Here is a 22446-nt window from a genome sequence, read left to right as displayed (position 1 = left end):
CAGTGCGATCGGGATGGGACAAGGTGGGATGACGCTACTTCCGCACCATCCGGGGGGGTCCTGGGCTGACCTTGACGGCCTCGTGCTTGGTTAGGGGTGGCGATTCACGAGCAGCTGCTTACCGCCGTCGGCGACCGGCGGGGCGTCAGGGCCGCCGATCGGCTGTGTGAGGCCTGCGTGGAATTGTTCGACATCGACGCGGCGGCAATTTCGTTGGTCTTCAACGGGATCAACGTTGGCACGCTGGGGGCCAGCGGGGCGTCGGCACGGGCGTATGACGAGTTGCAGTTCACCCTGGGTGAGGGGCCCTGCCTGGACTCGGTGGCACACCGCGCGCCAGTGATGGTGGCCGATCTGGCCGATCCCGATGTTGTTCGGTGGCCGGCGTATGGAACGGCGATGCTGGCGCATCAGATTCGCGGCGTTTACGCGATGCCGGTGGTGGTAGCCGGCCAATACCTGGGAGCCTTGGACCTGTTTCGGTCCGACCCCGATCTGTTGGATGCCGAGCAGCTGGCCGGTGCGCTGGTGGCGGCCGAGCTGGTAAAGATACCGCTGCTGGATCTCCTCGCAGAGGATATGCAGGCCGCGGTTGGCGACCCCGACAGCGATTCCTGGGCCGAGCTGACCACGTTGTCGCGGGCCGAGGTAAATCAGGCCACCGGGATGCTGGTGGCCCAGCTTGAGGTCGAGCCGACGGTGGCCCTGGTGCGGCTGCGCGCGCACGCCTATGTCACCGGCCGAAGCGCCACCAATGTCGCCCGCGACATCCTGGCTCGCCGACTACGCTTGCAGGCCGACTGATGTGCGGTCATCGCACGCCCGACACCAGTTCCGTTGCCGACGGGCGGTGACCGGCGCAGAATGGAGCCGATAGTGACCGAGATACCTCGTGAACCCCGCGTCCTGGACGCGGTGGTATCGCTGGTGGACAGTCTGCTCCACGACTACGACGTTGTTGACCTGCTAACCGAGCTCACCGAGCAGTGCGCGCAGCTGCTGGATGTCGCGGCGGCGGGATTGCTGCTCGCCTCCCCGCGCGGCCGTTTGCAACTGATGGCCGCCACCTCGGAAAAGCTCCACGACCTGGAGTTGTTCCAGCTGCAGTCCGACCAGGGCCCCTGCCTGGACTGCTACGCCACCGGGCAGTCCATCTCGGTGGCCGACGTGCACACCCAGGCGGCGCGCTGGCCGCGGTTCGTGGCGGCCGCCACCGACGCGGGCTTCCCCTCGGTGCACGCGGTGCCGATGCGCGCAGCCAACACCGTGCTAGGTGCCCTGGGCTTGTTCGGCACCAGCGTCGGGGAGCTCAACGACGCCGATCTGCTGGTGGCCCAGACGCTGGCACATGTTGCCAGCGTGGCGATCCTGGAACGCCCACCCGCCCCGGCGACCGTGCTCCCTCAGGTCAACGCCGCGTTGACCAGCCGGATCGTGGTCGATCAGGCCAAAGGTTTCCTCTCTCAGCGCCTAGAGATGTCGGTGGACGATGCATTCGCGCTGCTGCGCCGCTACGCGCGAACCCACGGCGAGCACCTGACCGAGCTGTCCCGTCGCCTGATCACCGAACCCGCGGGCCGCCAGACCATCCTGGCGGCGATGACGCAGATGGTGGGGGCGCCTCCATCGTGACGTGCGGCGGTCACGATGATTTCGACATGGTGGATGTCATCAGGCATTCCGAACAGTGATCAACGCCGTTTATCTCGTGAAATTTCTTGCCGATGTTGACCAGGACAAGTTCGCCAAGAGCTGAGGCGGCGGGGTTCAGCGTGCAGGAAGACTGGTCCGTGATTCCTGCATCCAAGAATCTGGCCAACACGGCTGCAGCCACGCCGGACTCAGCCGCCACGGCGTCGGAGTCGCGCCGCGGATCCAGCTGTCATTGATGCGCCGCGCATACGCGATATCGACCGTCGTCTGCGATCAGATGCTGCCCGCCTCCCGCATCGTCTAAGCGGTATCCGCCCAGCTCTTAATAGACGGAGACCTTCCCGCTGCCCGAAAATGGCTAACACAGCGGTTAACGGCCCTGCTGCGGTCCTAGTTCAGTCTCATTCTGCAGAACTATCGCCCTCGAGACAGCCTGTGAGACAGGCTAATTGATGCGATTACTGACTTTGAGGATAAGCAAAGCCAGACGTCTGCCCACGTCGACCGATAATCTCATGCCCCCGCGATGGCACAATCTCGTGCTAGCCAGTCGCGTGGACTGCGTACCGATAATCATCAACCATGTCGCGGGCCCAAGCGATGACCTGAGTTTGCGCCGCCGCCGTACTCATAGGCCCATGTCGCCAGGTCATTCGAATCCGACTGTCCAGTACTCAACCGACAATGTGGGGGTCGCGACATTCGCCTACTGTCGTCAGTAGCGGCTCTATTGTCGTCAAGAATGTAGACTTCGTCCTATAGAACAGCGCTCTGCCCTGCGGAAATAAGTGGAGCTAAGGGGACTCGAACCCCTGACCCCCACACTGCCAGTGTGAATCAGCGTGTGCTGGGCTGTGGCGCAGCGTCTACTGCGTGCGGATAAGTCCACGTCGGCGGGCTTGGTCCGTGCTCATGTGTCCAGTGCGTATTTGCCCGTGGTCGAGAGTCTTAGGACACGGCTAGGACACACCGAACGGGCGTTCGGGCTACCACGGCCAGCCTGAGCGCGGGACACGGCCACGCCGGTTTGTCCGAGGCCGTTCCTAGACTCCGGCTCATGGGCAAGTACCGAGGCGGGCCGACCTCGGGAGGATGCGACCGAAGGGGCGGTTGCTTGACGTGTCGATGTCTAGTTAAGTGTAGACTTACCGTTCGTGACCACTTACCAAGTTGCTGACCCCTGGGCGGCGCTGGCTGATGGCACCCGACGAACGATCTTCAGGCGCTTGGCGGCGGGACCGATGGCGGTGGGCGAGCTGGCCCGTGGGCTTCCGATAAGTCGGCCTGCAGTCTCGCAGCATCTAAAAGTATTGAAATGCGCTGGTCTGGTTGAGGATCGGGCTGCCGGAACGCGACGCATCTATCAGCTGAATCCGAAGGGCGTTGAGGCGTTAAGAGCGGAGTTGGACGTGTTCTGGAGCAAGGCTCTAGACGCATACAAATTGATTGCCAATGAAGAAGGAGGCGAATCGTGACGTCGTCGAAGGTAGAGCCGGTACGGAAAAGCGTCGTCGTTAGCGCTGGTATCGAGCGGGCTTTTGCCCTGTTCGTAGATCGATTCGACGCCATCAAGCCGCGCGAACACAACCTACTTGCGGTACCGATCGCCGAAACCGTATTCGAGCCGCGTGCAGGAGGCCACATCTACGACGTCGGGGTCGATGGCAGCCGGTGCGAATGGGCGCGAGTGCTCGTCTACGAGCCGCCATCTCGGGTGGTTTTTTCGTGGGACATCGGGCCGACCTGGCAACTTGAGAGCGATCCCGCCCGGTCGAGTGAGGTTGAGGTGCGATTTCTCGCCGAATCCACCGAGAGCACCCGGGTCGAGTTGGAGCACCGACACCTTGACCGCCACGGCGTCGGCTGGCAAGCCGTCGCCGACGGAGTCGATGGCGAAGCCGGGTGGCCGCTCTATCTCCACCGCTACGTCGACTTGGCAATGGCGGAGGCGTCGCGATGAGTGCCGACACGAAGTCTCTGATGCACATGGCGTATGAAGAGCGATCCGACCTCGCCTCGTTCCTTCAAACGCTGACTCCCGAGGAGTGGAACGCCGCCAGCCTCTGCGACAGCTGGACAGTGAAAGACGTTGTCGCCCATGTCGTCAGCTACGAGGAGCTAAGCATCCTCGGCCTGCTCGAGCGGTTCGCGAACGGCCGGGTCATCCATGCCAACGAAGTGGGAGTCAAGGAGTTCGCGCCGCTGTCAACGGACGACTTGATGGACTTCTTGCGCAGACATCTCCATCCCCAGGGGCTTACCGCCGGGTTCAAGGGAATGATCGCCCTTGTGGACGGCACCATCCACCACCAGGACATCCGCCGCGCCCTCGGCCGCCCGCGTACGGTGCCAGTTGATCGGCTCCAGCGGATCCTGCCGCTCGTACCTAGTAATCCCCGCCTGGGCGCTGGAAAACGCATCCGCGGGTTAAGACTGCAGGCGACCGACGTCGACTGGACTCATGGCAGCGGACCTGAAGTTGTCGGTTCGGGTGAGGCACTCCTCATGGCGATGACTGGCCGCCGCGCGGCCCTCGACGAACTGACGGGCGGTGGGCAAGCCACACTCGCCGAACGGCTCTGACTGCGATCACCCTCGTAGCGCATCGACGGCGGCGGATGGTGCAACCATTGGCACTTCAGTGAACGGTTTTGAATCTATCTGCAGCAGGGTGGGTCTCGTACATGCGCAGCGCAACAGTGAGCCCGGAGACGACAGTAATGGCGGCGGCGGCCCAGATCGCGATGCGCAGCCCCCACAGGTCGGCGGTGATGCCGCCGACCACGGCACCAGCTGCATATCCGCTGTCACGCCACAGTCGGTAGACGCCGACGGAGCGTGCCCGCCACAGCGGGTGTGCGACATCGCCAACGACCGCAAGCAGGGTGGGGTAGACCATCGCGGTACCCGCACCAAGGAGGGCGGTGGCCGCGAGCCACCAGGTGAACGAGGTGCCGGTGGCGATGAGCGCAAGTCCGACTGCCTGGATGAGCATCCCAGCGGTGATCAGGTGCTTACGGCCCCACCTGTCCGACAAGGCGCCGGTGGCCAGTTGCCCGACCCCCCACACCGCGGGGTAGACGGCGACCAGGATGCCGATGCGGTCGACCGGCATGCCGGTGGTGGCGAACAGGATCGGGAACAGGCCCCAGGACAGGCCGAAGTTGAGGTTGTTGACGAGACCGGCCTGGCTGGCCGAGGACAGTGCCGGTTCGGTGAAGCTGGTGCGCAGGAAGATCTGGCGGTTGGTCAACTCGGCGTCGGGGCTGCTGTTGTCGTAACGGGTGGCTTCCAGCTGGGCGTGACCGCGGGTCTCGCGGACGAACACAGCGCACAGGCCCAGGGCGACCAGCGCATACGACAGGCCGAGCAGGAACGGCGCGGGCCGCAGACCATAGTGGGCGGCGAGGTAGCCGGCCAAGACGGCGGTCAGCGCAACGGCGCCGTAGCCCGCGGCCTCGTTGAAGCCCATGGCGAGGCCCCGCTGTCTGGGGCCAACGAGGTCGATTTTCATGACCACCGTGGTTGACCAGGTCAGGCCTTGATTGATGCCTAGGAGCACATTGGCCGCTACCACCCATCCCCAGGACGGCGCCCAAATCAACAGCAGCGGAACCGGAATGGCGAGCAGCCAGCCGACCAACAACACGGGCTTGCGTCCAAAGCGGTCTGACCAGGTGCCGGCGAGGTAGTTGGTGGCGGCCTTGGTGATGCCGAATGCGAACACATAGGTGAGCAGGAACGTGTAGCCGGTCAGGTGGAATTCCTGCTTGGCCAGCAGGGGCAGCACGGTTTGTTCCTGGCCGACCATGCCTCCGACGAGAGCGTTGACTGCGACGAGCAGACAGAATTGGGATAGGTTGGCGCGCAACCCGAGTCGGGGCTCACGGTCAGTCGCGCTCACCCGCCGGTGTCCAAGTGGCGACCTGTGGCCGCGGCCCAGTCCTGGGGTCCGCCGTCGAGCACAACGAGACCGTGGTGGCCGGTACCTGCGAGCAGGCTGGCGGCGCCCATGGCACGTTCACCGTGCCCACACATGACCACCATGGGTTCGTCGGGTATCTCTGCTGCCCGGTGTGAGATGTCGCCGAGTTCGACATGCATCGCGCCGGGCAGATGTCCATCGAGGTATTCGGATCGCTGGCGGATGTCCAGGACGCGGCGGCCATCGATATGTCCGGCCCCGGCCAACGGGATGCTTGCCGTGTCGCGACCCGCTGCGGTCCACGCCGCCATTCCTCCGTCGAGTTCGCCGATGATGTTGTCGTAGCCGATTTTCGCGGCCTGCCAAGCAATCTCGGCAGGGTCTTGATCCGGGTCGCGCACGATGATCAGCGGACGGTCGGCCGGCGCGAGCCAGCCCAGCCAGGAGGCGAACACCGGCCGCAATGGTATGGAGATCGCCCTACCCACATGAGCTACGGCGAAGCGGTCGAACGGGCGGCCATCGATCAGAACCGCGCCGTCGGTCAACCTGACCCGCACTTCATCCACGCTCAGCGGCGCCAACCCGGGTTCACCCTCCAGCAGCGGCGGACCGAGGCGGTTGATCTCGCCGAGGCGGCGGAAGTAGGGTGGATAGCTGCCTAACGATCCGAGAAGCTGTGCCACAAAAGCGGTTTCGTCAGTTGCCTGCAGCAGCGGGTTGTTGGCCAGCTCGCTCGCGATCGTGCTGGTGCGTTCGGCGCCCGGCGGTGCCGAACAGAACGAACCGGCGCCGTGTGTGGGCCAAACCTGCACGTCCCCGGGCAAGCTAGCCAGCCGGCGCAGTGACGAGTATTGGGCACGGGTGAGTTCGTCGGTGCGCTCCTCCGAGATCAAATCGGTGCGGGCGGCCGAGCCCACGATGAGTGACCCGCCGGTAAACACTCCGACTTCGCGGTCACCGTCGAGAAGCAGATACGCTACGTGCTCGTGAGTGTGCCCGGGTGTCAACAATGCCCGCAGACGCAAGCCTCCCAGGTCAACCTCGTCACCATCGTGTAGACCCGCGTGCGCGAACTCGCGGTGACCTGCGGCCGATGCGAGCACCTTCGCTCCCGCGGTTGCCGCGAGTTGGTTTGCACCGGACAGGAAATCGGCGTGTAGGTGGGTATCGGCGGCGAACGCGACTGTCAAACCCCGCTTGGACGCGGCCTCATGAACGGCGCGTAAGTCGCGGCTGACGTCGACGACCAGCGCGCGCCCGTCACCCATATCAACGAGGTACGCCGAATTGCCCAGTCCTTCGTCGACCAGCGGTACCAGCTCAACCCCGGCCACCATTTACGCGCTCCGTTCCGCTGGTGCACTTCGTCGACCGACGACGGTGTTGTAAATGAACGACGGAATGCAGAAGTTCGTGGTGCTGGCAAGTCCGCCAACCAAAATCAGCAGGAAACCAAGCGTGATCCCGACGATGTCTGCGCCGATGTAGAAGGCCCAGCCCGTCGTCATCAGCCACACTGTCGCGACGACGAAAACGAAGTGGCGCTGCGGGCCCGAGTTGGGGAAAGGCCCCGTACGGGTCAGAAAGCGCATTCCGTAGTTGTAGAGAAGATCGAACGGGTGAAACGGGAGGAAGATGCCCACGGATGTGATTGCTGCAAGCACCCACAGCACAACTGGGGACGTCAACACCACACCGATCAGGGTGACCAGCGTGCCAAGCGTGTAGGTCCATCGCATCCACGGGCCAAGCTCGGCGAGCGTCTTGTCGTCGAGTCCACAAAAGCCTTGAGCTTCAAGACGACTGCGGACGGTTGGATTCACAGTCATTTCATGCCCCTATCGGTCGGACAGCCGCGTCGGGTGCGGTGTGGCCCCTCCGTCGGTGAAGCCCCGGGATGAGCATCGGCACGCGGCTGCGGTAGTCGCGATAGCGATCACCGAGTGCTGCGTTGAGGTCGTGCTCTTCGAGCTGTATGGCGATCAGGATGTAGGTGGTTGTCGCCACGGCGAACAGCAGATGGCCCACCGTCATCGTGGGCGTTACCCAGAACGCGACAATGAAGCCCAGCATGAGCGGGTGGCGCACGACCCGGTACAGGAGCGAAGTGCGGAATTCCAGGTCGCTATACGGAGTTCCGCGCCAGGCCAGATACACCTGCCTCAGACCGAACAGGTCGAAGTGGTTGATCATGAACGTCGAGAGCAGAACGGTGGCCCAACCCAATCCGAACAGCACCCACGTTCCGACCCGACCCGGCATCCAGGTGACGTCCCAGATGATCGCCGGCATCGTCCGCCACTGCCAGAACAGCAGGAAGAGCACCAAGCTCGACAGCAGGACATAGGTACTGCGCTCAATCGTCTTGGGCACCAACCGCGCCCACCAGCGTTTGAATGCCGGGCGCGCCATAACGCTGTGCTGCACCGTGAACAGGCCGAGCAGCAGCACGTTGACCACGATCGCTTCCGCGATTGGCGCGTCGATGGCGTGGTCGATCGTGCGCGGGACGACGAAGTTGCCCACAAAGGCGATCGCATAGAGGAAGGCCGCCAGGAAGACGACGTAGCACACGGCCCCGTAGCCGACGGTGAGTAAGCGCGTCATTGAGACCTCCTGATGTCGTGATCCGTTACCTGGCCGTGCGCACTGGCCGCCCCGAAAGCCACCACTCCGGGTAACCCTCGGTGAGACGTTGCGCTTTGAGCCCGTTTGCGCGCAGCACCGCGACAGCTTCGTCGGCGTACACGCAGTAGGGCCCGCGGCAGTACGCCACGTATTCCTTCTCGCGGGGGAGATCAGCTAGACGGGCCGATATGTCCGAAACGGGGACAGAGTGTGCCCCGGCGATATGTCCCGCCGCGTACTCCTGCTCGGGTCGCACATCTAGCACCACGACCTCACCGTTGGTCATCCGGCGCGACAGCTCGTCGGGTGTCACCGGTTCGAAGTCGTCGCGATCGCCGAAAAAGTCGTCCACGACCCGGTCGACCTCGGCGAGGTGTTGCTCGGCGGTATGGCGCAGAGCCAATATCAGAGTGATGACCTCGGGTCCGGTCAGCCGGTAGTGCACGAACAGTCCTTCGCGGCGTGTGAGGACGAGCTGGGCCTGGCGCAGTTGTTGCAGATGCCGCGACGCGTTGGCGATCGATAGGCCCGTCTCTGAGGCCACCGATTCGACCGTGCGCTCACCCTGCGCGAGCACTTCGAGGATTTCTAGACGGTGGGGGCTGGCCAGCGACTTGCCGATCCGAGCGAACTCCGCATAGAGCCGGTCCTTAAAGTCACGTTTGGCCGCAGACGCTGTAGTCACCTATTCAATATAGTTATTGAATGGCCTGCTGACAAGCCCTACTTATCACCCGCCGCGGTTACGACGGGCACTATGGGCTAAACGAAGGAGACCTGCAATGCCAACCGCAACTACTGGCGAAGCACGTGTTGAGATCGACGCAGCACCCCTGACGGTCTACCAATTGATAAGCGACATCACCCGCATGGGCGACTGGAGCCCGGAGTGCTATCGGTGCGAATGGCTCGACGGCGCTACCACCGCCGCGGTCGGCGCTCGGTTCAGAGGCCACAACCGTCTCGGCAAGGTCCGCTGGCACACCGATGCGGTCATCACGGCTGCCGATCCCGGGCAGGAGTTCGCGTTCACGACCCTACATAAGGAGGGCCGAGAAGAAACCGTGTGGCGCTACGAACTTCGGCACGTCGGCGCCGGCACCGAGGTGATTGAGTCCTACCGCTTTCTGTGGTGTCCGATCGCGAACCGGATAGCTGAAATACCTATTCCGCGCGACAAACAACTCCGCAGCGGCATCCAACAAACCCTGAACCGAATCAAGAACGCAGCCGAGCAGGGCGCGTGATCTAGCTCAGATCCTTGGCCCGGCATGGGCTTCGGTGTGTTTCCGCAGGGTCACCATCGCACTGGCAGTTCAGTTAGACCTCCAGTCAGCACGTGGATCAAGGCGCTGCACGCGGACCACTTGGGCGAGCGGCTCGCCGTAGGCCGACGGCTGACCGACGCAGACCTATTGTTGTCGCGCGCCGACGGCACCGCGCTGCCGGTGCGCGAGTGCAGCCGTGAGTTCGCCCCAGCGCGAGGCGGCGGGGCTCAAGCCGGTCACCCTTGGAACGCTTCGCCACCCCAACATCACTCGAATGCGGGAAGCCGGTATCCAAGCCGATGTCGTCGCCGTGTGGCACGGCCACACCGAGCGATGACGACGGCGGTCTATGGACGGGTGACCGACGAGCGGCTCGCCGCCGCGTCGGCGGTGTTCTCTTCGGTGATAGGTTCAGAGTTAGGACACTCGGCCTGTCGCGGACGCTTCCCCGCAAACGACGAAACCCGCCGCGGCCGATGTCAGAGCGGGTTTCAGTTTGTGGAGCTAAGGGGACTCGAACCCCTGACCCCCACACTGCCAGTGTGGTGCGCTACCAGCTGCGCCATAGCCCCTCAAGTTGTGCCCATCGAAGCTACACCACCTGCAGGAAGCGTTCAAAACCACTGGTCACGGCACTTCGCCGCCGGCCTCCGGGCCGATTGCTCTCATCGGCGTCGGTCGGACGGGCGGCAGCCCGCGAGTCTCCGGCGCGAACACCCACCCGATGGCTGCCGCCAGCAGGATGCCGCCGCTGACCAGGAACGCCGCCGCATACGACGCATGCTCGGCCACCTGCCCAACGGCCAGTGACCCGGCGATCGAGCCCAGATCGGCCATCATCTGAAACGTGGCAACGGCGGTTCCGCCACGGGATTTGTTGCCCACGATGTCGGCCACCGCCGCCTGCTGCGGAGAGACGAAGACACCGGTCGCCGCACCCGTCACGAAGGCCGCGGCCAGGAACACCGGCAGCGACGACGTATAGCCGACGAGCACCGTCGTCACGGCCGACACCGTCAGACCGACAATGAGCAGCTTGCGCCGCCCGACGCGATCCGACAGGTATCCACTGGGGATGACGGCCGCGATGTTCCCGATGGCGAACGTCGCCAGCGCCAGACCCGCGAAGCCCGCGCCGTATCCCAGGCCCTCGACGACGAACAGCGGCACCAGCGCGATGCGCAGCCCGAACGCCGCCCACCCGGTCGCGAAGTTGGAGAACAGCGCGGCGCGATACGCCCGGTGGCGCAACACCATTCGCACCGACACTGTGGGATCGGTGCTCGCTTCGGGTGCCGCGACCTCGGAGTGGCGCAGGCTGACGAACACCACCGCCGCGGCGACCATCAGTGCGGCGCCGTAGATCACGAACGGGGCGGCCAGGCCGAACCCCGCGGTCAGGCTGCCCAGCACCGGTCCGCCGACCGATCCGATGAGAAAGCCCGAGGAGAACAAGCCCGCCACCCGACCGCGCGCGTCGGGCGGGGAGATCCGGATCATCAGACCCAGCGACGACACCGTGAACATCGCCGACCCCAGACCGCCGAGCGAACGAAAAACCAGAAGCTGCCAATATGTTTCGGCGAACGCGCAGGCGCCGGTCGACAGCGCGACGATCACCAGGCCGGTGACGTACACACGGCGCTCCCCCACCCGTTGCACCAACAACCCCGCGGGCGGGGCGGCAACCAGTCGCATCAACGCGAAGGCGGTGATCACGAACGTCGCCGCGCTGATGCTGACGCCGAAGTGCCGCGCGTACTGCGGCAGCACCGGCGCGACCACGCCGTAGCCGAGTGCGACGACGACGTTCGCCGCGATCAGCAGCCAGACTTCACGCGGCAGCTTCGCCTTCGCGGTGTCCGACGAACAGTCGCAGTCAGGGTTCACCCGATGACTGTATTCACCACTTCCTTGGCGGCTTCCTGCACCTCCGCCAGATGCTCGGGCCCCTTGAACGACTCGGCGTAGATCTTGTAGACGTCCTCGGTCCCCGACGGGCGCGCCGCAAACCACGCGTTCTCCGTCGTCACCTTCAACCCGCCGAGCGGTGCGCCGTTGCCCGGTGCCGTCGTCAGCTTCGCGGTGATCTCCTCCCCCGCGAGCTCCGTCGCCGTCACCTGTTCGGGGGACAGCTTGGCCAGCCGCGCCTTCTGCTCACGGTCGGCCGGTGCATCGATGCGCGCATACGTTGGCGCACCGAACTTTTCGGCCAATGCGTCATACCGCTGCGACGGCGTCGAGCCAGTGACGGCGAGGATCTCCGACGCCAGCAGCGCCAGGATGATGCCGTCCTTGTCGGTGGTCCACGTCGACCCGTCGCGACGCAGGAACGACGCGCCCGCGCTCTCTTCGCCACCGAAGCCGATGGTTCCGCTGATCAAGCCGTCGACGAACCACTTGAATCCGACCGGCACTTCTAGCAGCTTGCGGCCAAGGCCCGCGACGACGCGGTCGATGATCGACGAGCTGACCGCTGTCTTGCCGACAGCCGTCGACCCGGGCCACTCCGGTCGGTTGGTGTAGAGGTACTCGATCGCCACCGCCAGGTAGTGGTTCGGGTTGAGCAGCCCACCGTCGGGCGTGACGACGCCATGCCGGTCGGAGTCGGCGTCGTTGCCGGTCCCGATCTGGTATGACTCGCGGTTGGCGATCAACGAGGCCATCGCATTGGGCGAGCTGCAGTCCATCCGGATCTTGCCGTCGGTGTCCAGCGTCATGAACCGCCACGTCGCATCGACGAGCGGGTTCACGACCGTCAGCTCGAGCTTGTGCCGTTCGGCGATGGCACCCCAGTAGTCGACGCTCGCTCCGCCCAGCGGGTCGGCGCCGATGCGGATCTTCTCGGCGCTGACGGCGTGGACGTCGACCACGTTGGGCAGGTCGGCAACGTAGGCGTCCATGTAGTCGTGGCGCTGCGCGCTTTGCAGGGCGCGAGCCAGCGGAACCCGCTTCACGGCCTTGAGCCCGTTGCGCAGAATCTCGTTGGCGCGTTTGGCGATCACGCCCGTCGCGTCGGTGTCGGCGGGTCCACCGTTGGGCGGGTTGTACTTGAATCCGCCGTCGCGGGGCGGGTTGTGTGACGGCGTGACGACGATTCCGTCAGCGAGATCTCCCTCGCGGCCGCGATTGAACGAGAGGATGGCATGGCTCACGGCGGGCGTCGGCGTGTACCGATCGGCCGAGTCGATCATCGCCACCACGTCGTTGGCGGCCAGCACCTCCAGCGCCGAGGCCCACGCGGGTTCGGACAGTGCATGGGTGTCGCGGCCGATGAACAGCGGGCCGGTGGTGCCCTGAGCTTTCCGATACTCCGCGATGGCCTGCGTTGTCGCGACGATGTGCGCCTCGTTGAAGGCGGCGTCCAGGCTCGACCCGCGGTGGCCCGAGGTGCCGAAAACCACCTGTTGATCCACGTTGTCGGGGTCCGGTTCGACGGTGTAGTACGCGGTGACCACCGCAGCCACGTCGATGAGGTCTTCGGGCAGTGCCGGTTGTCCGGCGCGTGGGTTGGCAGCCATAGACCTGATTGTGCCCCGCTGCAATCCGTGCCGTATGCCGGTCGGAGAGCTGGACGGCGTTACTTTGGCTTGTGTTTAGTTTCGACGGGCGCGAACTGGCCGCGGTGTTCGCAGGCGGTGCAATCGGGACACTGGCCCGCGCAGGACTCGAGGCGTTAGCCGCGCCCGACCCGGGCCACTGGCCGTGGCCGACGTTCATCGTGAACATCGTGGGTGCATTGCTGCTCGGGTTCTTCGTCACCCGGCTCCTCGAGCGTTTGCCAACGTCGAGCTATCGGCGTCCGCTGCTTGGCACCGGCTTCTGTGGAGGCCTGACGACGTTTTCGACCATGCAGGTCGAGACGATCAAGATGCTCGAACACCGGCACTACGGACTGGCGGTCGGGTACACGCTCGCCAGCATCGTGGCCGGCCTGGTCGCCGTGTATGTCGCGACGGCGCTGACGCGGCGGGTCCGGGTGCGCCGATGACTGTGGCGATCTGGATCGGCGTGATGCTGCTCGGCGGCCTCGGCGCGGTGGCGCGCTTCTCCCTCGACCGCGCGGTGTCCAGGCGGGTCGCGCGGCCGTTTCCGGTCGGCACCCTCGTGGTCAACCTCACCGGGGCCTTGCTGCTCGGCTTCCTCGCCGGACTCGCCCTCAGCCCGCACCTGGCGCTGCTGGCGGGTACGGGCTTCGTCGGCTCCTACACGACCTTCTCGACGTGGATGCTGGAGACGCAGCGCCTCAGCGAGGAGCGGCAGGTCGTGTCGGCGTTCGCCAACATCGCGGTCAGCGTCGGACTCGGTCTGGCCGCGGCCTGGCTGGGTCAGACTCTCGGAGCGGCGCTGTGACCGATTACCTCAAGCTCACCTCCTACTTCGACGAGCGACTCCGGCATGGCGACCGCTTCTTGTCGGACGCGCTGCTCGGCCTCTACAGCGACAACGCTGTCGCCACCAGCGTCGTATTGCGCGGTATCGCGGGCTTCGGGCCACACCACGTGCTGCGCACCGACCAGACGTTGAGCATGTCCGAGAACTCTCCCATCGCCGTCGCGGCGGTCGATGAAGCCGACAAGATGGCCGGCCTGGCCGACCGGGTGTCCGCGATGTTGACCCGCGGCCTGGTCACGCTGGAACGCGCAAAGCTCGGCGGTACGAGTGCGGCGCCCGACACGGCGAAGCTCACGATCTACGTCGGCCGACAGGATCGCGCCGACGGGAGGCCTGCGTACCGCGCGGTGTGCGATGTCTTGCATCGTCTCGGGTTCGCGGGTGCTTCCGTCTTTCTCGGCGTCGACGGCACCGTCCGCGGCCACCGCAGGCGCGCCGAGTTCTTCAGCCGCAACATCGGTGTTCCGGTGATGATCATCGCGGTCGGGACGGGCCAACAGGTCGCCGCGGCGCTGCCCGAACTCGAAAGCTTGCTGCGCGAGCCGGTTTTCACCATCGAGCGCGCACAGCTGTGTAAGCGCGACGGCGACACGCTGACCCCGCCGCCTGCCCTGCCCGCGACCGATGAGCACGGCCGGGCGCTGTGGCAAAAGCTGATGGTCCACACCTCGGAGGCCGACATGTATGACGGCACACCCGTTCACCGCGCGATCGTGCGGCGGTTGTTCGACGCGCGGGTGACCAGCGGGGCCACGGTGCTGCGCGGCATGTGGGGCTTCCACGGCGATCATGAACCACACGGCGACAGGTGGATGCAGCTGGCCCGGCGTGTGCCAGTGACGACGATCGTCGTCGATGCGCCCGACCGCATCGCCGCGAGCTTCGGGATCATCGACGAGCTCACCCGTGAGCACGGCCTGGTGACCAGCGAGCTTGTTCCTGCCCTCGTGTCGATCGACGGTGAAGATCGCCGCGGCGGCACCGCGCTGGCGCGCCACGACTACTGATCCTGGGTTTAGCAAGTCGCGGTTGCGGAATCCTCGTGCGGTGTACGAGCTGCTCGAACGCGAGGACAAATGGGAGGTCGACGACCACTTCGTGGTCCCGGCCCTCGATGACCTGATTGACGACGGCGACGTCGATCGCAGCACCGTGCACCTGGAAAGCGAGTACTACGACACCGCCGACCACGACTTGAAGTCGCACGGCGTCGTCCTGCGTCGACGGACCGGCGACGATGACACCGGTTGGCAGCTCAAGGTTCCCGACATCGACGGCCGCATCGAAATCCGCACTTCGCTGGCCGGTGACCTGCCTTCGGAACTCGAAGGTCTGCTGACGGGACTGCGCCTTGGCAAGGAACTGCTCAGCGTCGCGACGCTGCGCACCGAACGCACCCGTTACCGCATCCTCCAACACGACCATCTGTGCGCCGAGCTCGCCGACGATCACGTCCATGCCTCCGTCGACCACCGGCTGCTTGCCTGGCGGGAGATCGAGGTCGAGTACGGGTCGAAAGCGCGCGGGCTGGCCCGTCGGCTCGCCAAGCGGCTACGCGCTGCCGGTGCGCGTCCCTCGCGGCACCCGTCGAAATTGGTGCACGCGCTCGGTGTCGACCCGACTCCGGATACCGACGGCGATGCGCATCGCGCGCTTCTCGATTACGTCGGCGAGCAGGTCGACGCGATCTTCGACGGCGATTTGCAACTGCGGCGCGGGCAGGAACCGATTCACGACACCAGGGTGGCGATTCGGCGGCTGCGCAGCATGATTCGAGTTTTCGACAAGCTTTTGGACTCGGCCGTGACCGAACACGTCGACGAGGAACTCAAGTGGTTCGCGGGCCTGCTGGGTGAGGTCCGTGACCGTCAGGTTCAGCGCAGACGCTTCCGTGAGGTGCTCGACCAGTGGCCACCCCAACTCGTCCTCGGACCTGTCGCCAACCGGATCGACACCGACCTGCAGTCAGAGCAGCTTCGCGCACGAGCGACCGTCACCGAGGCGATGGGCTCGACCCGATACCTCGAGCTCCTCGCGACTCTGCAGCAGTGGCGCAGCGCGATACCGGTGGCAGGTACACCGTCAATCAAGGCGTTGCGCAAGCGGGCGCTGCGTGCCGAGCGCAAGGCGGACCGCAGGCTGGCGGCTGCGGTCGACAGAGGCGACGACGCCATGCTGCATCGCGCCCGTAAGGCGGCCAAGCGCGCGCGGTATGCGGCCGAACTTCGCCGTTCCATCGACAAATCCTCCGCTGCGAAGAAATCGGAGAAGCACTACAAGCGAATCCAGCGGGTGCTGGGCGACCATCAGGACAGCGTCGTGGCCTCCGATGTTCTACGCAGGTTCGCGTTGATTGCCGGAACGACCGCCGGTGAAAACGGTTTCACCTACGGCTTGCTGTACGCGCGGGAACAACAGATCGCACACGACGCCCGCGCGCAGGCACGCGAACTCGTGCGCTAAACGAGTTTGGCCATCCATCGATCGGCGAGCCCCCGCACCCAATCGGCGGCGTCGCGCGCGTCGTCCGGCGGCGCCTCGACGAGCACCAATTCGTCGATATCCAGCGCAGCGAGTTTCGCTGCATCACCGGGCTTCGGGTCGCGCAGCGCAACAGCAAGCCGCAACTCGGCGGGATCGCGACGATGCTCGCTGCACTGCCGGCGAAGGAAGGCCACGCGTTGGGCTACCGCATCGACGCTGTCCAGGTTGAACCCGTACCAGCCGTCGCCCCATGACACGATCCGGCGTAACGCCGCGTCGCTGTTGCCGCCGAGAACGATCGGAATCCGGCGGTCTTGCAACGGCTTCGGGTTGACCCGGATGCCGGTGAAGCTGACGAACTCGCCATCGAACGACGCTAGGTCGTCGCGCCACAAGGTGCGGATGGCATCGACGTATTCCTCGGTGCGCGTTCCGCGGCACTCGAACGGGACACCGAGCGCGTCGAACTCCTCACGCGACCAGCCGATCCCGATGCCGAGCGAGAGCCTGCCGCCACTCAGGGTGTCCAGAGTGGCGGCCTGCTTGGCCACCAGCACCGGGTTGTGCTCGGGAAGCAGCAGGACACCTGTCGCGATCCGGATAGTCGAGGTGGCGGCGGCGGCGAAGCTCAGCCCGATCATCGGGTCGATCCAGTCGGCGGTTGGCACCGCTGCCGATGCCCAGTGCGTGCAAGCCCAGCCGCATCGAGCGATCGTCTCATGCGGCGAGCAGCATGACCCCCGCGATGAGCAAGGCGGCGACCTTCACCAACTCGAACCCGATGTACACGAAGTGCGCGCGTGAGCGGGGGCCTTCCTCCCCGGCGAGCACCGTATCCGAGCGCTTCGTCAGGTGCGGCCGCACGAGCAGCACCTGCACCAGCAGTGCGGTCACCGCGACGGCGGCCGCCACCATTGCCCCCGAGACGCTCGGCGGTCGGCCGATGAAGGCCGCCACCGTCCCAGCGGCCAACAGCAGTTCGACACCGTTGAGCGCGCGGAACACCAGCCGGCCGATGCCGAGGCCGACCTGCAGGGTGACGCCGGGCGCGCGGAACTTCAGCGGCGCTTCGATGAAGGAAATCGCGAGCACCATGCCGAGCCACACGAAGATCGCCGCAACCGCGATTGCCGATGCCGGATTCACGGGCCGAAGCCTACGACAGCGTGGAATCGTGTGGCCATGGAGAGCGATCGGGTCGCAGAACTTCAACGGTGGGAAGACAGCGGCGCCGTCTGGTCGGTGGTATCCCGCCGAGAAGGCCGGGTGACGGTGGCATTGCTGCGATGCGACGGCGGAGAAGAGGTGGACAGGTTCACCTCGGACGACCCGCGGCTGATCGACTACATCGGTCAGCGGTTCAGCAGCACGGACTGTTAGCTCCGGTTAGCTCGCGGTCACCACGAGGGCCGCCTCGTTGTACGGATGCAGGCGAAAAACCGTCCGTCCCCGCGTCACGAGACGCTCCGCATCCGCTTTGCTCACGATGCGCGCGTTGGCGACAGGCACCGATCGCCCTGCCTTATGGACCACAAGAGGTTTACCTGCCAAAGCATTTTGCACCCAATGTGATTCGAGGCCGTAGCCGATGGGGATGACAAACCCGTCGGCGGTTTCGAAGATGTTGAGCGGTGTCTCGAATCGCTTACCCGATTTGCGTCCGACGTGCTCGAGCGTTCCGTTCAAAGGTGCCCACCGGCCGAACCGGATCGCGAGCGGATTGGTGATCCGGCGATTGAATCTCGCCACCGCGCGAGGGACCCGCATTCACTGACCTCCCCTGTACTGCGCGCCGAGGATCGACGCGGCCGTCTGCCCTACCGAGCGTACGAAGGTGCGGTCGTCCATTTCGTCCAGGTCCGCCAATCCCGTCGACGCTCGCAGGAAATCGCCGAACAAGCACCAGCCGAGCTGCAGCGCGATGGCGTGCGCGGCGGCCAACCGGGCGCTCAGCTCGCTCGGATGCTGTGGCCGCACCGCGTCGAGTAGCACTCCCATCGTCGGGAAGCGGCTCTGCAGCTCACCGATCGGATAGCCGTCGAGGGACGCGTATGCGAGCACCCGCAGCTGCCGATCGACGGCGTCGGCGAACGCACTGCCATCGGCTCCATCGGCGAGGAGTTGGGCGAGGTGCTGCCCGAGGTGGTCGAGCACGGCGGCCACCAATGCGTCCTTGCTGCCGAAGTGCCGGTGGATCAGGCCGTGGTTGACGCGCGAGCGCGCGGCGACGTCGCGGATCGACGTCGCAGCCAGACCGCGCTCGGCGAACAGGTCGGCCGCCGATCGAATAACGGCCGCGACAACCTCGTCCTTGCCGACTGGTCCGTCGGCGCGTCCTGAGCTGGTGCTTGCGCGAACCGTAGTCACCTGACTACGGTACCGGCAGCGGGGGTCGCACGAAAGGGTTCAGCCCATGGCAAAGACGCCGTGCAGCCACTCCATCGACACGCACTACGGCCGGTTCATCGGCAGGGTCGGCGGACTGGCCGTTGCGCTGGGTATCGGGGTGGCGATCGCCAACAACCCGGGAATCGCTTCGGCCAGTGACGGCCAGGACGCGGGCTCGGAGAACACATCGGCTACGTCGGAATCCTCCGGCGCCCCGTCGTCCAAAAAAGCCGACCCGGTGATCAAACAGATCCACTCGCAGCTCAATGACGTCCGAGACAGAGTCGAGTCGACGCGAAGCGAAGTCAGGTCGGCTATCCGCGATGCGAGGAAGACGACGCGGCTGGCACTGAAGGCCAACGCAGGAACCAATTCGGCTGTCGCGCAGACGATCAAAAGCACACCAAAAGCGCCCAAGCCTGCGCCCAATCCCGCATTGGTCGCCGTTGCGGGCTTTGTCCGCCGCGAGCTCGAACAGGCCGTGACACCTGCGAGGGCACCGGAATCATCCACTTCTGCAGCGGCGGTCGCAGAATCGGTGACGACTCAAGCGGTCAGCCCCCTTGGCACGCCGGAACAACGCGACGCCGAGCAGACCGCCACTGAGACCGTCAACACGCTGCCGGTTCAGTTGACGAAGCTGGTCCTCAAGACCGGTTGGTATGTCACGGCGCTCGGCGAGTACAGCGAGGTCGGCGGCCCGGACGAGGACAACCTCGGGCAGCTCAGCAGAGCAGTCGACGAGTACGCGATGGGTGCGGCGTTTCAGCAGCAGATCCTCAATCCCATGACACCAAGGGCGGTCATGCAGGTGGCGCCGCCGCACACCTGGTACGGCCAAATGGTCGGCGGCTCGCGCATCCTCTACGACAACCCCGACACGATCTACCGATTCATGCCGGTGAACAAGACGTCGACCTATGTCATCAGGGGCAGATTCGAGAATTGGGATGCAACCCAGGGTTTCAACGGAACGAACCAGCCAACCGACACCACGTTCAGCCTGTTGACCGGGTTGTCCGGGAACACCGCAGCCGTTATCGGGCAGGACAAACTGAAGGTCGACGAGAACGGCGAGTTCGAAATCCTCGTCTCCGGTGACCCGCCGCCAGCCGGCTACCAAGGCAACTACCTTCAGCTGACGTCGGATTCGACTCTGATCGCAGCGCGAGACACGTTGGCCGACTGGAACGACGAGCAGCCGATGAGCTTGTCCATCGAGCGCATCAGCGGCCCGCCGAACAGCTTCCTCGCCCAGATGGGCATCTTCACGATTCCCCTCATCGGGCCCGCGGTGACCGACAGTCCATTGCTGACGCAGCTTGTGTCCATCGTCCCGCCGCTGCCTGAGCTGCCGATCGTGCGCGGTGCGGTCACGTCGGTGATCATGCTCCTCGGCCTGCAGATGGAACGCGACTACATCAGAGTCGCCACCGTCGACCCTGCGACGGGCGAGCAGCGCGAGCCCAACGTGGTGCCACAGCCGACGAGCAACGCGGCGTTCCTGTCGACTCAGTTGCAGAGCGCGGGCTACTTCCAGCTCGAGGACAACCAGTCACTGGTCGTGACAATTGATCCCGGCGACTCTGGGTACTTCGTGGTGCCGGTGACCAACGACTGGACGATCACCGACAACTACTGGGATCAGCCGTCGAGCCTGAACAACGAGCAGGCCCACAGAAACGCCGACGGGACCTACACGTTCGTGATCTCGCCGACCGACTCCAATACGAAAAACTGGGTGTCCACCGGCGGGTTGAACCAGGGCACGTTCTCGATCCGTTTCCAGGACCTGGGCACGACAGCGCCGAGGATTGTCAGTTACGAGGTCGTCGACAACGATCAGCTATCCAGCAAGCTGCCTGCGGACGCCTTCATCCCGGCGGGCGACCCCTACCGGCAGGACCAGATCGCCGACCGCCAGGCCGGTTTCAACAACCGGTTTGCGCCCTTCGTGCAGACATAACACGGCGAGATCTGCGCGGGGGCTGCGGTCTCCGCCGATCTACAGCCCGGGTGCAGAACTCGCCGTGCGTTCCCTGAAGGCGCCGACCAATTCCGCGAACTCGTCGGCCGCCTGCTGCGGATCGTCTGGCAGCGACCCGCCGAAGCGGACGTCGGTGGCCCCGGCCGCGACCTGCTTGGCAGCCTGCGCGATCGATGCATCGACGTCGAGCGAGCCGTCGTCGGCCCTCTTCAACAGCGCGGTGCCCTGGACCTCGAGATTGCTCGGGTCGCCGCCGGCGTCGACGATCGCCTGCTTCATCGCAGACACCGACTCCTCGAGGTTCGCGATCGCCGGTCCCCACGGAATCCACCGCGTCCCGAACGTGCTGAGCCGACGGGCCACCCGCTTGTTCACCGTGCCGCTGATCCACACCGGTATGCCGCCCTGCTGCAGGGGTTTCGGCATCTGGTGGATGCCGTTGAAGGTCAGTTCCGGCGACGAGTACGCGGCGCGCTGTTGGGTCCACAGCAGCTGGCAGACCTCCAATGTGTGATCGAGGAGACGTCCACGGTCCTCGAACGACAGGCCGACCGCTTCGTACTCTTCGCGTTGCCAACCAACGCCGACACCCACGTCGACGCGGCCGCCGGACAGCACATCCAGCGTGGCGAGCTGCTTGGCCAACACCGCGGGCCGTCGCAACGCCGCGAGCAGTACAGCGGTCCCGAGCCGGATGCGCGTCGTCGTGGCGGCCACCGCGGTCAGGAAGATTACCGGCTCGAGCCAATTGCCGTCGGGTCCGGTCGGCTGGCGCCCGCCCGCCTGGCCGCCGAGCGACGGGTCTGCGTAGGCGTCGAGATTCTCACCGAAGACCAAATGGTCCGATACGACGACACGGTCCACCCCCGCAGCGTCCATGGCCCGCGTCATCTCCAGCGTCGCGTTCCAGTCGTGGTTGGCATCGCTGCTGAAGGTGCGAAGGAGTATCGATAGCTGAGGCGAAACCGTCACGCGCTCATGATTCATCACCGGACGGCTCAGGGAAACAGTTCGTCGACGGTTCGCCGCTCCTGATCAAGCCACCGGGTGACCTGGCCACGGACCTCCTCGACCTCGTCGGGGCTGAGACGATGCGCCCCTTCGGGCGTGATCCGGCAGATGTCCATCGGTCCGCCGACGCTCGGTGATGACACGTCGAGTGCGTCGAGGACCCGCAATGCCGCCGCGACGCCGTAGTCGACCCCGCGCCGAGACGTCTGGAAACTGGCCAGCAGCGCATAGGCCTGTTGCGCCATCGGCGCGCCGCTGCCGACGGACTGGAAGCCGGTCTCCTCGTGGTGGCCGATCAACCCGTGTGGATCGATGTCCACGATGAAGGGCTTCCCGTCGGCATACCCCGCGGCGAGCACGAACGTGGCCGGGGTCGCACCGGACTTCGTCTCCGGCACATCGGAGATGAAGTTCCCGTAGTGGTGTTTGAAGATGGGCAGCACCCGCGCCTGCAAGGCGCGACCGACATCCTGGGCTTCCACGACGGCATCGGGTTCGGCATTGAGCAACTGCTCGATGTCATACAGAACGGCGCGGGACCCACTGCCACCCCAGGCCGCATTGCCGCCCAGTGGGTGCAGCTTTTGCGCGGGATAGCTCACGCCTCGGGCCGGATCGGTGATCTGCGAGTCCGAGGCGAGCACGATGCCGTCGGCGCAGCGCAAGGCGAGAACGACTGTCACCTGTTCATCCTGCCAGCCACG

General features: G+C 65.3%; 27 protein-coding genes and 1 tRNA gene. 13 read left to right on the top strand and 15 right to left on the bottom strand.

Annotated features, from left to right (window positions below; translation table 11 throughout):
• The first annotated feature begins 96 nt into the window (after nt 1-96).
• Complete coding sequence (locus C6A82_RS08600) at nt 97-804, top strand: GAF and ANTAR domain-containing protein (protein ID WP_105345193.1); 708 nt, start codon at nt 97-99, stop codon at nt 802-804.
• Nucleotides 805-876: 72 nt separating this feature from the next.
• Complete coding sequence (locus C6A82_RS08595) at nt 877-1632, top strand: GAF and ANTAR domain-containing protein (RefSeq protein WP_105345209.1); 756 nt, start codon at nt 877-879, stop codon at nt 1630-1632.
• Nucleotides 1633-1642: 10 nt separating this feature from the next.
• Here the strand turns inward: C6A82_RS08595 and C6A82_RS08590 are convergent, their stop codons facing one another.
• Nucleotides 1643-1852, bottom strand: a complete 210-nt coding sequence (locus C6A82_RS08590) for a hypothetical protein (RefSeq protein ID WP_105345192.1) — start codon at nt 1850-1852, stop codon at nt 1643-1645.
• Between the two features lie 955 nt (nt 1853-2807).
• Between C6A82_RS08590 and C6A82_RS08585 the strand changes: the two genes are divergently transcribed.
• Genes C6A82_RS08585 through C6A82_RS08575 form a run of 3 tightly spaced genes read left to right on the top strand, consistent with a single transcriptional unit; the run spans nt 2808 to nt 4236 of the window.
• Complete coding sequence (locus C6A82_RS08585) at nt 2808-3128, top strand: helix-turn-helix transcriptional regulator (protein WP_105345190.1); 321 nt, start codon at nt 2808-2810, stop codon at nt 3126-3128.
• Entirely contained in the window at nt 3125-3613 is a 489-nt protein-coding gene (locus C6A82_RS08580; RefSeq protein ID WP_105345188.1) for an SRPBCC family protein, read from the top strand. Before C6A82_RS08585 ends, C6A82_RS08580 begins: the two co-directional genes overlap by 4 nt.
• Nucleotides 3610-4236 (top strand): maleylpyruvate isomerase family mycothiol-dependent enzyme, encoded by a 627-nt coding sequence (locus tag C6A82_RS08575; RefSeq protein WP_105345186.1) that lies wholly within the window; start codon nt 3610-3612, stop codon nt 4234-4236. Before C6A82_RS08580 ends, C6A82_RS08575 begins: the two co-directional genes overlap by 4 nt.
• 55 nt (nt 4237-4291) lie before the next feature.
• Here the strand turns inward: C6A82_RS08575 and C6A82_RS08570 are convergent, their stop codons facing one another.
• Genes C6A82_RS08570 through C6A82_RS08550 form a run of 5 tightly spaced genes read right to left on the bottom strand, consistent with a single transcriptional unit; the run spans nt 4292 to nt 8894 of the window.
• On the bottom strand, nt 4292-5557 hold the full coding sequence (locus C6A82_RS08570; RefSeq protein WP_105345185.1) for an MFS transporter: 1266 nt from the start codon (nt 5555-5557) through the stop codon (nt 4292-4294).
• Nucleotides 5554-6915 carry a rhodanese-like domain-containing protein gene (locus C6A82_RS08565; protein ID WP_311101866.1) on the bottom strand — a complete coding sequence of 454 codons (1362 nt, stop codon included), beginning with the start codon at nt 6913-6915 and terminating at the stop codon, nt 5554-5556. Before C6A82_RS08565 ends, C6A82_RS08570 begins: the two co-directional genes overlap by 4 nt.
• A 3-nt stretch (nt 6916-6918) precedes the next feature.
• A complete protein-coding gene (locus C6A82_RS08560; RefSeq protein WP_105341332.1) occupies nt 6919-7410 on the bottom strand; it encodes a DUF4395 family protein in 492 nt (163 codons plus the stop codon).
• Between the two features lies 1 nt (nt 7411).
• Complete coding sequence (mddA, locus tag C6A82_RS08555; RefSeq protein WP_105341333.1) at nt 7412-8188, bottom strand: methanethiol S-methyltransferase; 777 nt, start codon at nt 8186-8188, stop codon at nt 7412-7414.
• A gap of 25 nt (nt 8189-8213) precedes the next feature.
• On the bottom strand, nt 8214-8894 hold the full coding sequence (locus C6A82_RS08550) for a metalloregulator ArsR/SmtB family transcription factor (protein WP_311101747.1): 681 nt from the start codon (nt 8892-8894) through the stop codon (nt 8214-8216).
• Between the two features lie 97 nt (nt 8895-8991).
• Between C6A82_RS08550 and C6A82_RS08545 the strand changes: the two genes are divergently transcribed.
• Both C6A82_RS08545 and C6A82_RS08540 read left to right on the top strand, forming a co-directional pair.
• Nucleotides 8992-9456: an SRPBCC family protein gene (locus C6A82_RS08545; RefSeq protein ID WP_105343268.1), complete on the top strand. Its 465-nt coding sequence runs from the start codon at nt 8992-8994 to the stop codon at nt 9454-9456.
• A gap of 217 nt (nt 9457-9673) precedes the next feature.
• Nucleotides 9674-9814, top strand: coding sequence for a hypothetical protein (locus tag C6A82_RS08540; protein WP_199193660.1), 141 nt, complete (start codon nt 9674-9676; stop codon nt 9812-9814).
• Nucleotides 9815-9976: 162 nt separating this feature from the next.
• Here C6A82_RS08540 and C6A82_RS08535 read toward each other — a convergent pair.
• The 3 genes from C6A82_RS08535 to pgm form a co-directional block, all read right to left on the bottom strand.
• Nucleotides 9977-10049, bottom strand: a tRNA-Ala gene (locus C6A82_RS08535).
• Between the two features lie 55 nt (nt 10050-10104).
• A complete protein-coding gene (locus C6A82_RS08530; RefSeq protein WP_105343267.1) occupies nt 10105-11367 on the bottom strand; it encodes an MFS transporter in 1263 nt (420 codons plus the stop codon).
• Nucleotides 11364-12998, bottom strand: coding sequence for a phosphoglucomutase (alpha-D-glucose-1,6-bisphosphate-dependent) (gene pgm, locus C6A82_RS08525; RefSeq protein WP_105343265.1), 1635 nt, complete (start codon nt 12996-12998; stop codon nt 11364-11366). Before pgm ends, C6A82_RS08530 begins: the two co-directional genes overlap by 4 nt.
• Before the next feature lie 71 nt (nt 12999-13069).
• Between pgm and crcB (C6A82_RS08520) the strand changes: the two genes are divergently transcribed.
• From crcB (C6A82_RS08520) to C6A82_RS08505, 4 genes are read left to right on the top strand one after another with little or no spacing between them, the layout of a single operon-like run.
• Nucleotides 13070-13468 (top strand): fluoride efflux transporter CrcB, encoded by a 399-nt coding sequence (gene crcB / locus C6A82_RS08520; RefSeq protein WP_105343264.1) that lies wholly within the window; start codon nt 13070-13072, stop codon nt 13466-13468.
• Nucleotides 13465-13830, top strand: coding sequence for a fluoride efflux transporter CrcB (gene crcB, locus C6A82_RS08515; protein WP_105343262.1), 366 nt, complete (start codon nt 13465-13467; stop codon nt 13828-13830). The genes crcB (C6A82_RS08520) and crcB (C6A82_RS08515) overlap by 4 nt, the downstream gene beginning before the upstream one ends.
• A complete protein-coding gene (locus C6A82_RS08510; RefSeq protein WP_105343261.1) occupies nt 13827-14879 on the top strand; it encodes a DUF190 domain-containing protein in 1053 nt (350 codons plus the stop codon). The genes crcB (C6A82_RS08515) and C6A82_RS08510 overlap by 4 nt, the downstream gene beginning before the upstream one ends.
• 40 nt (nt 14880-14919) lie before the next feature.
• Nucleotides 14920-16335, top strand: a complete 1416-nt coding sequence (locus C6A82_RS08505; RefSeq protein WP_105343270.1) for a CYTH and CHAD domain-containing protein — start codon at nt 14920-14922, stop codon at nt 16333-16335.
• Here C6A82_RS08505 and C6A82_RS08500 read toward each other — a convergent pair.
• The gene (locus tag C6A82_RS08500; protein ID WP_105343259.1) at nt 16332-17069 is read right to left on the bottom strand and encodes a TIGR03619 family F420-dependent LLM class oxidoreductase; all 738 of its coding nucleotides are present in this window, start codon (nt 17067-17069) and stop codon (nt 16332-16334) included. The two genes, C6A82_RS08505 and C6A82_RS08500, sit on opposite strands and share 4 nt — an antisense overlap.
• 4 nt (nt 17070-17073) lie before the next feature.
• On the bottom strand, nt 17074-17451 hold the full coding sequence (locus C6A82_RS08495; RefSeq protein WP_396836808.1) for a hypothetical protein: 378 nt from the start codon (nt 17449-17451) through the stop codon (nt 17074-17076).
• An 87-nt stretch (nt 17452-17538) separates the two neighbouring features.
• Between C6A82_RS08495 and C6A82_RS08490 the strand changes: the two genes are divergently transcribed.
• On the top strand, nt 17539-17736 hold the full coding sequence (locus C6A82_RS08490; protein WP_105343256.1) for a hypothetical protein: 198 nt from the start codon (nt 17539-17541) through the stop codon (nt 17734-17736).
• A gap of 6 nt (nt 17737-17742) precedes the next feature.
• Here the strand turns inward: C6A82_RS08490 and C6A82_RS08485 are convergent, their stop codons facing one another.
• Both C6A82_RS08485 and C6A82_RS08480 read right to left on the bottom strand, forming a co-directional pair.
• The gene (locus C6A82_RS08485) at nt 17743-18042 is read right to left on the bottom strand and encodes a nitroreductase family deazaflavin-dependent oxidoreductase (protein ID WP_311101746.1); all 300 of its coding nucleotides are present in this window, start codon (nt 18040-18042) and stop codon (nt 17743-17745) included.
• Nucleotides 18043-18123: 81 nt separating this feature from the next.
• Complete coding sequence (locus C6A82_RS08480; RefSeq protein ID WP_105343252.1) at nt 18124-18723, bottom strand: TetR/AcrR family transcriptional regulator; 600 nt, start codon at nt 18721-18723, stop codon at nt 18124-18126.
• Nucleotides 18724-18769: 46 nt separating this feature from the next.
• Here C6A82_RS08480 and C6A82_RS08475 point away from each other — a divergent pair, with 46 nt between their 5' ends.
• Nucleotides 18770-20710, top strand: a complete 1941-nt coding sequence (locus tag C6A82_RS08475; RefSeq protein WP_311101745.1) for a DUF1214 domain-containing protein — start codon at nt 18770-18772, stop codon at nt 20708-20710.
• 39 nt (nt 20711-20749) lie between these two features.
• Here C6A82_RS08475 and C6A82_RS08470 read toward each other — a convergent pair whose 3' ends face one another.
• Both C6A82_RS08470 and C6A82_RS08465 read right to left on the bottom strand, forming a co-directional pair.
• Nucleotides 20750-21703 (bottom strand): TIGR03619 family F420-dependent LLM class oxidoreductase, encoded by a 954-nt coding sequence (locus tag C6A82_RS08470; RefSeq protein WP_233216866.1) that lies wholly within the window; start codon nt 21701-21703, stop codon nt 20750-20752.
• Between the two features lie 26 nt (nt 21704-21729).
• Complete coding sequence (locus C6A82_RS08465; RefSeq protein ID WP_105344045.1) at nt 21730-22425, bottom strand: proteasome protein; 696 nt, start codon at nt 22423-22425, stop codon at nt 21730-21732.
• Nucleotides 22426-22446: the final 21 nt, after the last annotated feature.

This window comes from Mycobacterium sp. ITM-2016-00318, assembly GCF_002968285.2.
Classification (GTDB): domain Bacteria; phylum Actinomycetota; class Actinomycetes; order Mycobacteriales; family Mycobacteriaceae; genus Mycobacterium.
The sequence above is the reverse complement of the archived record's forward strand: the minus strand, read 5'-3'. Positions and strand labels throughout refer to the sequence as shown.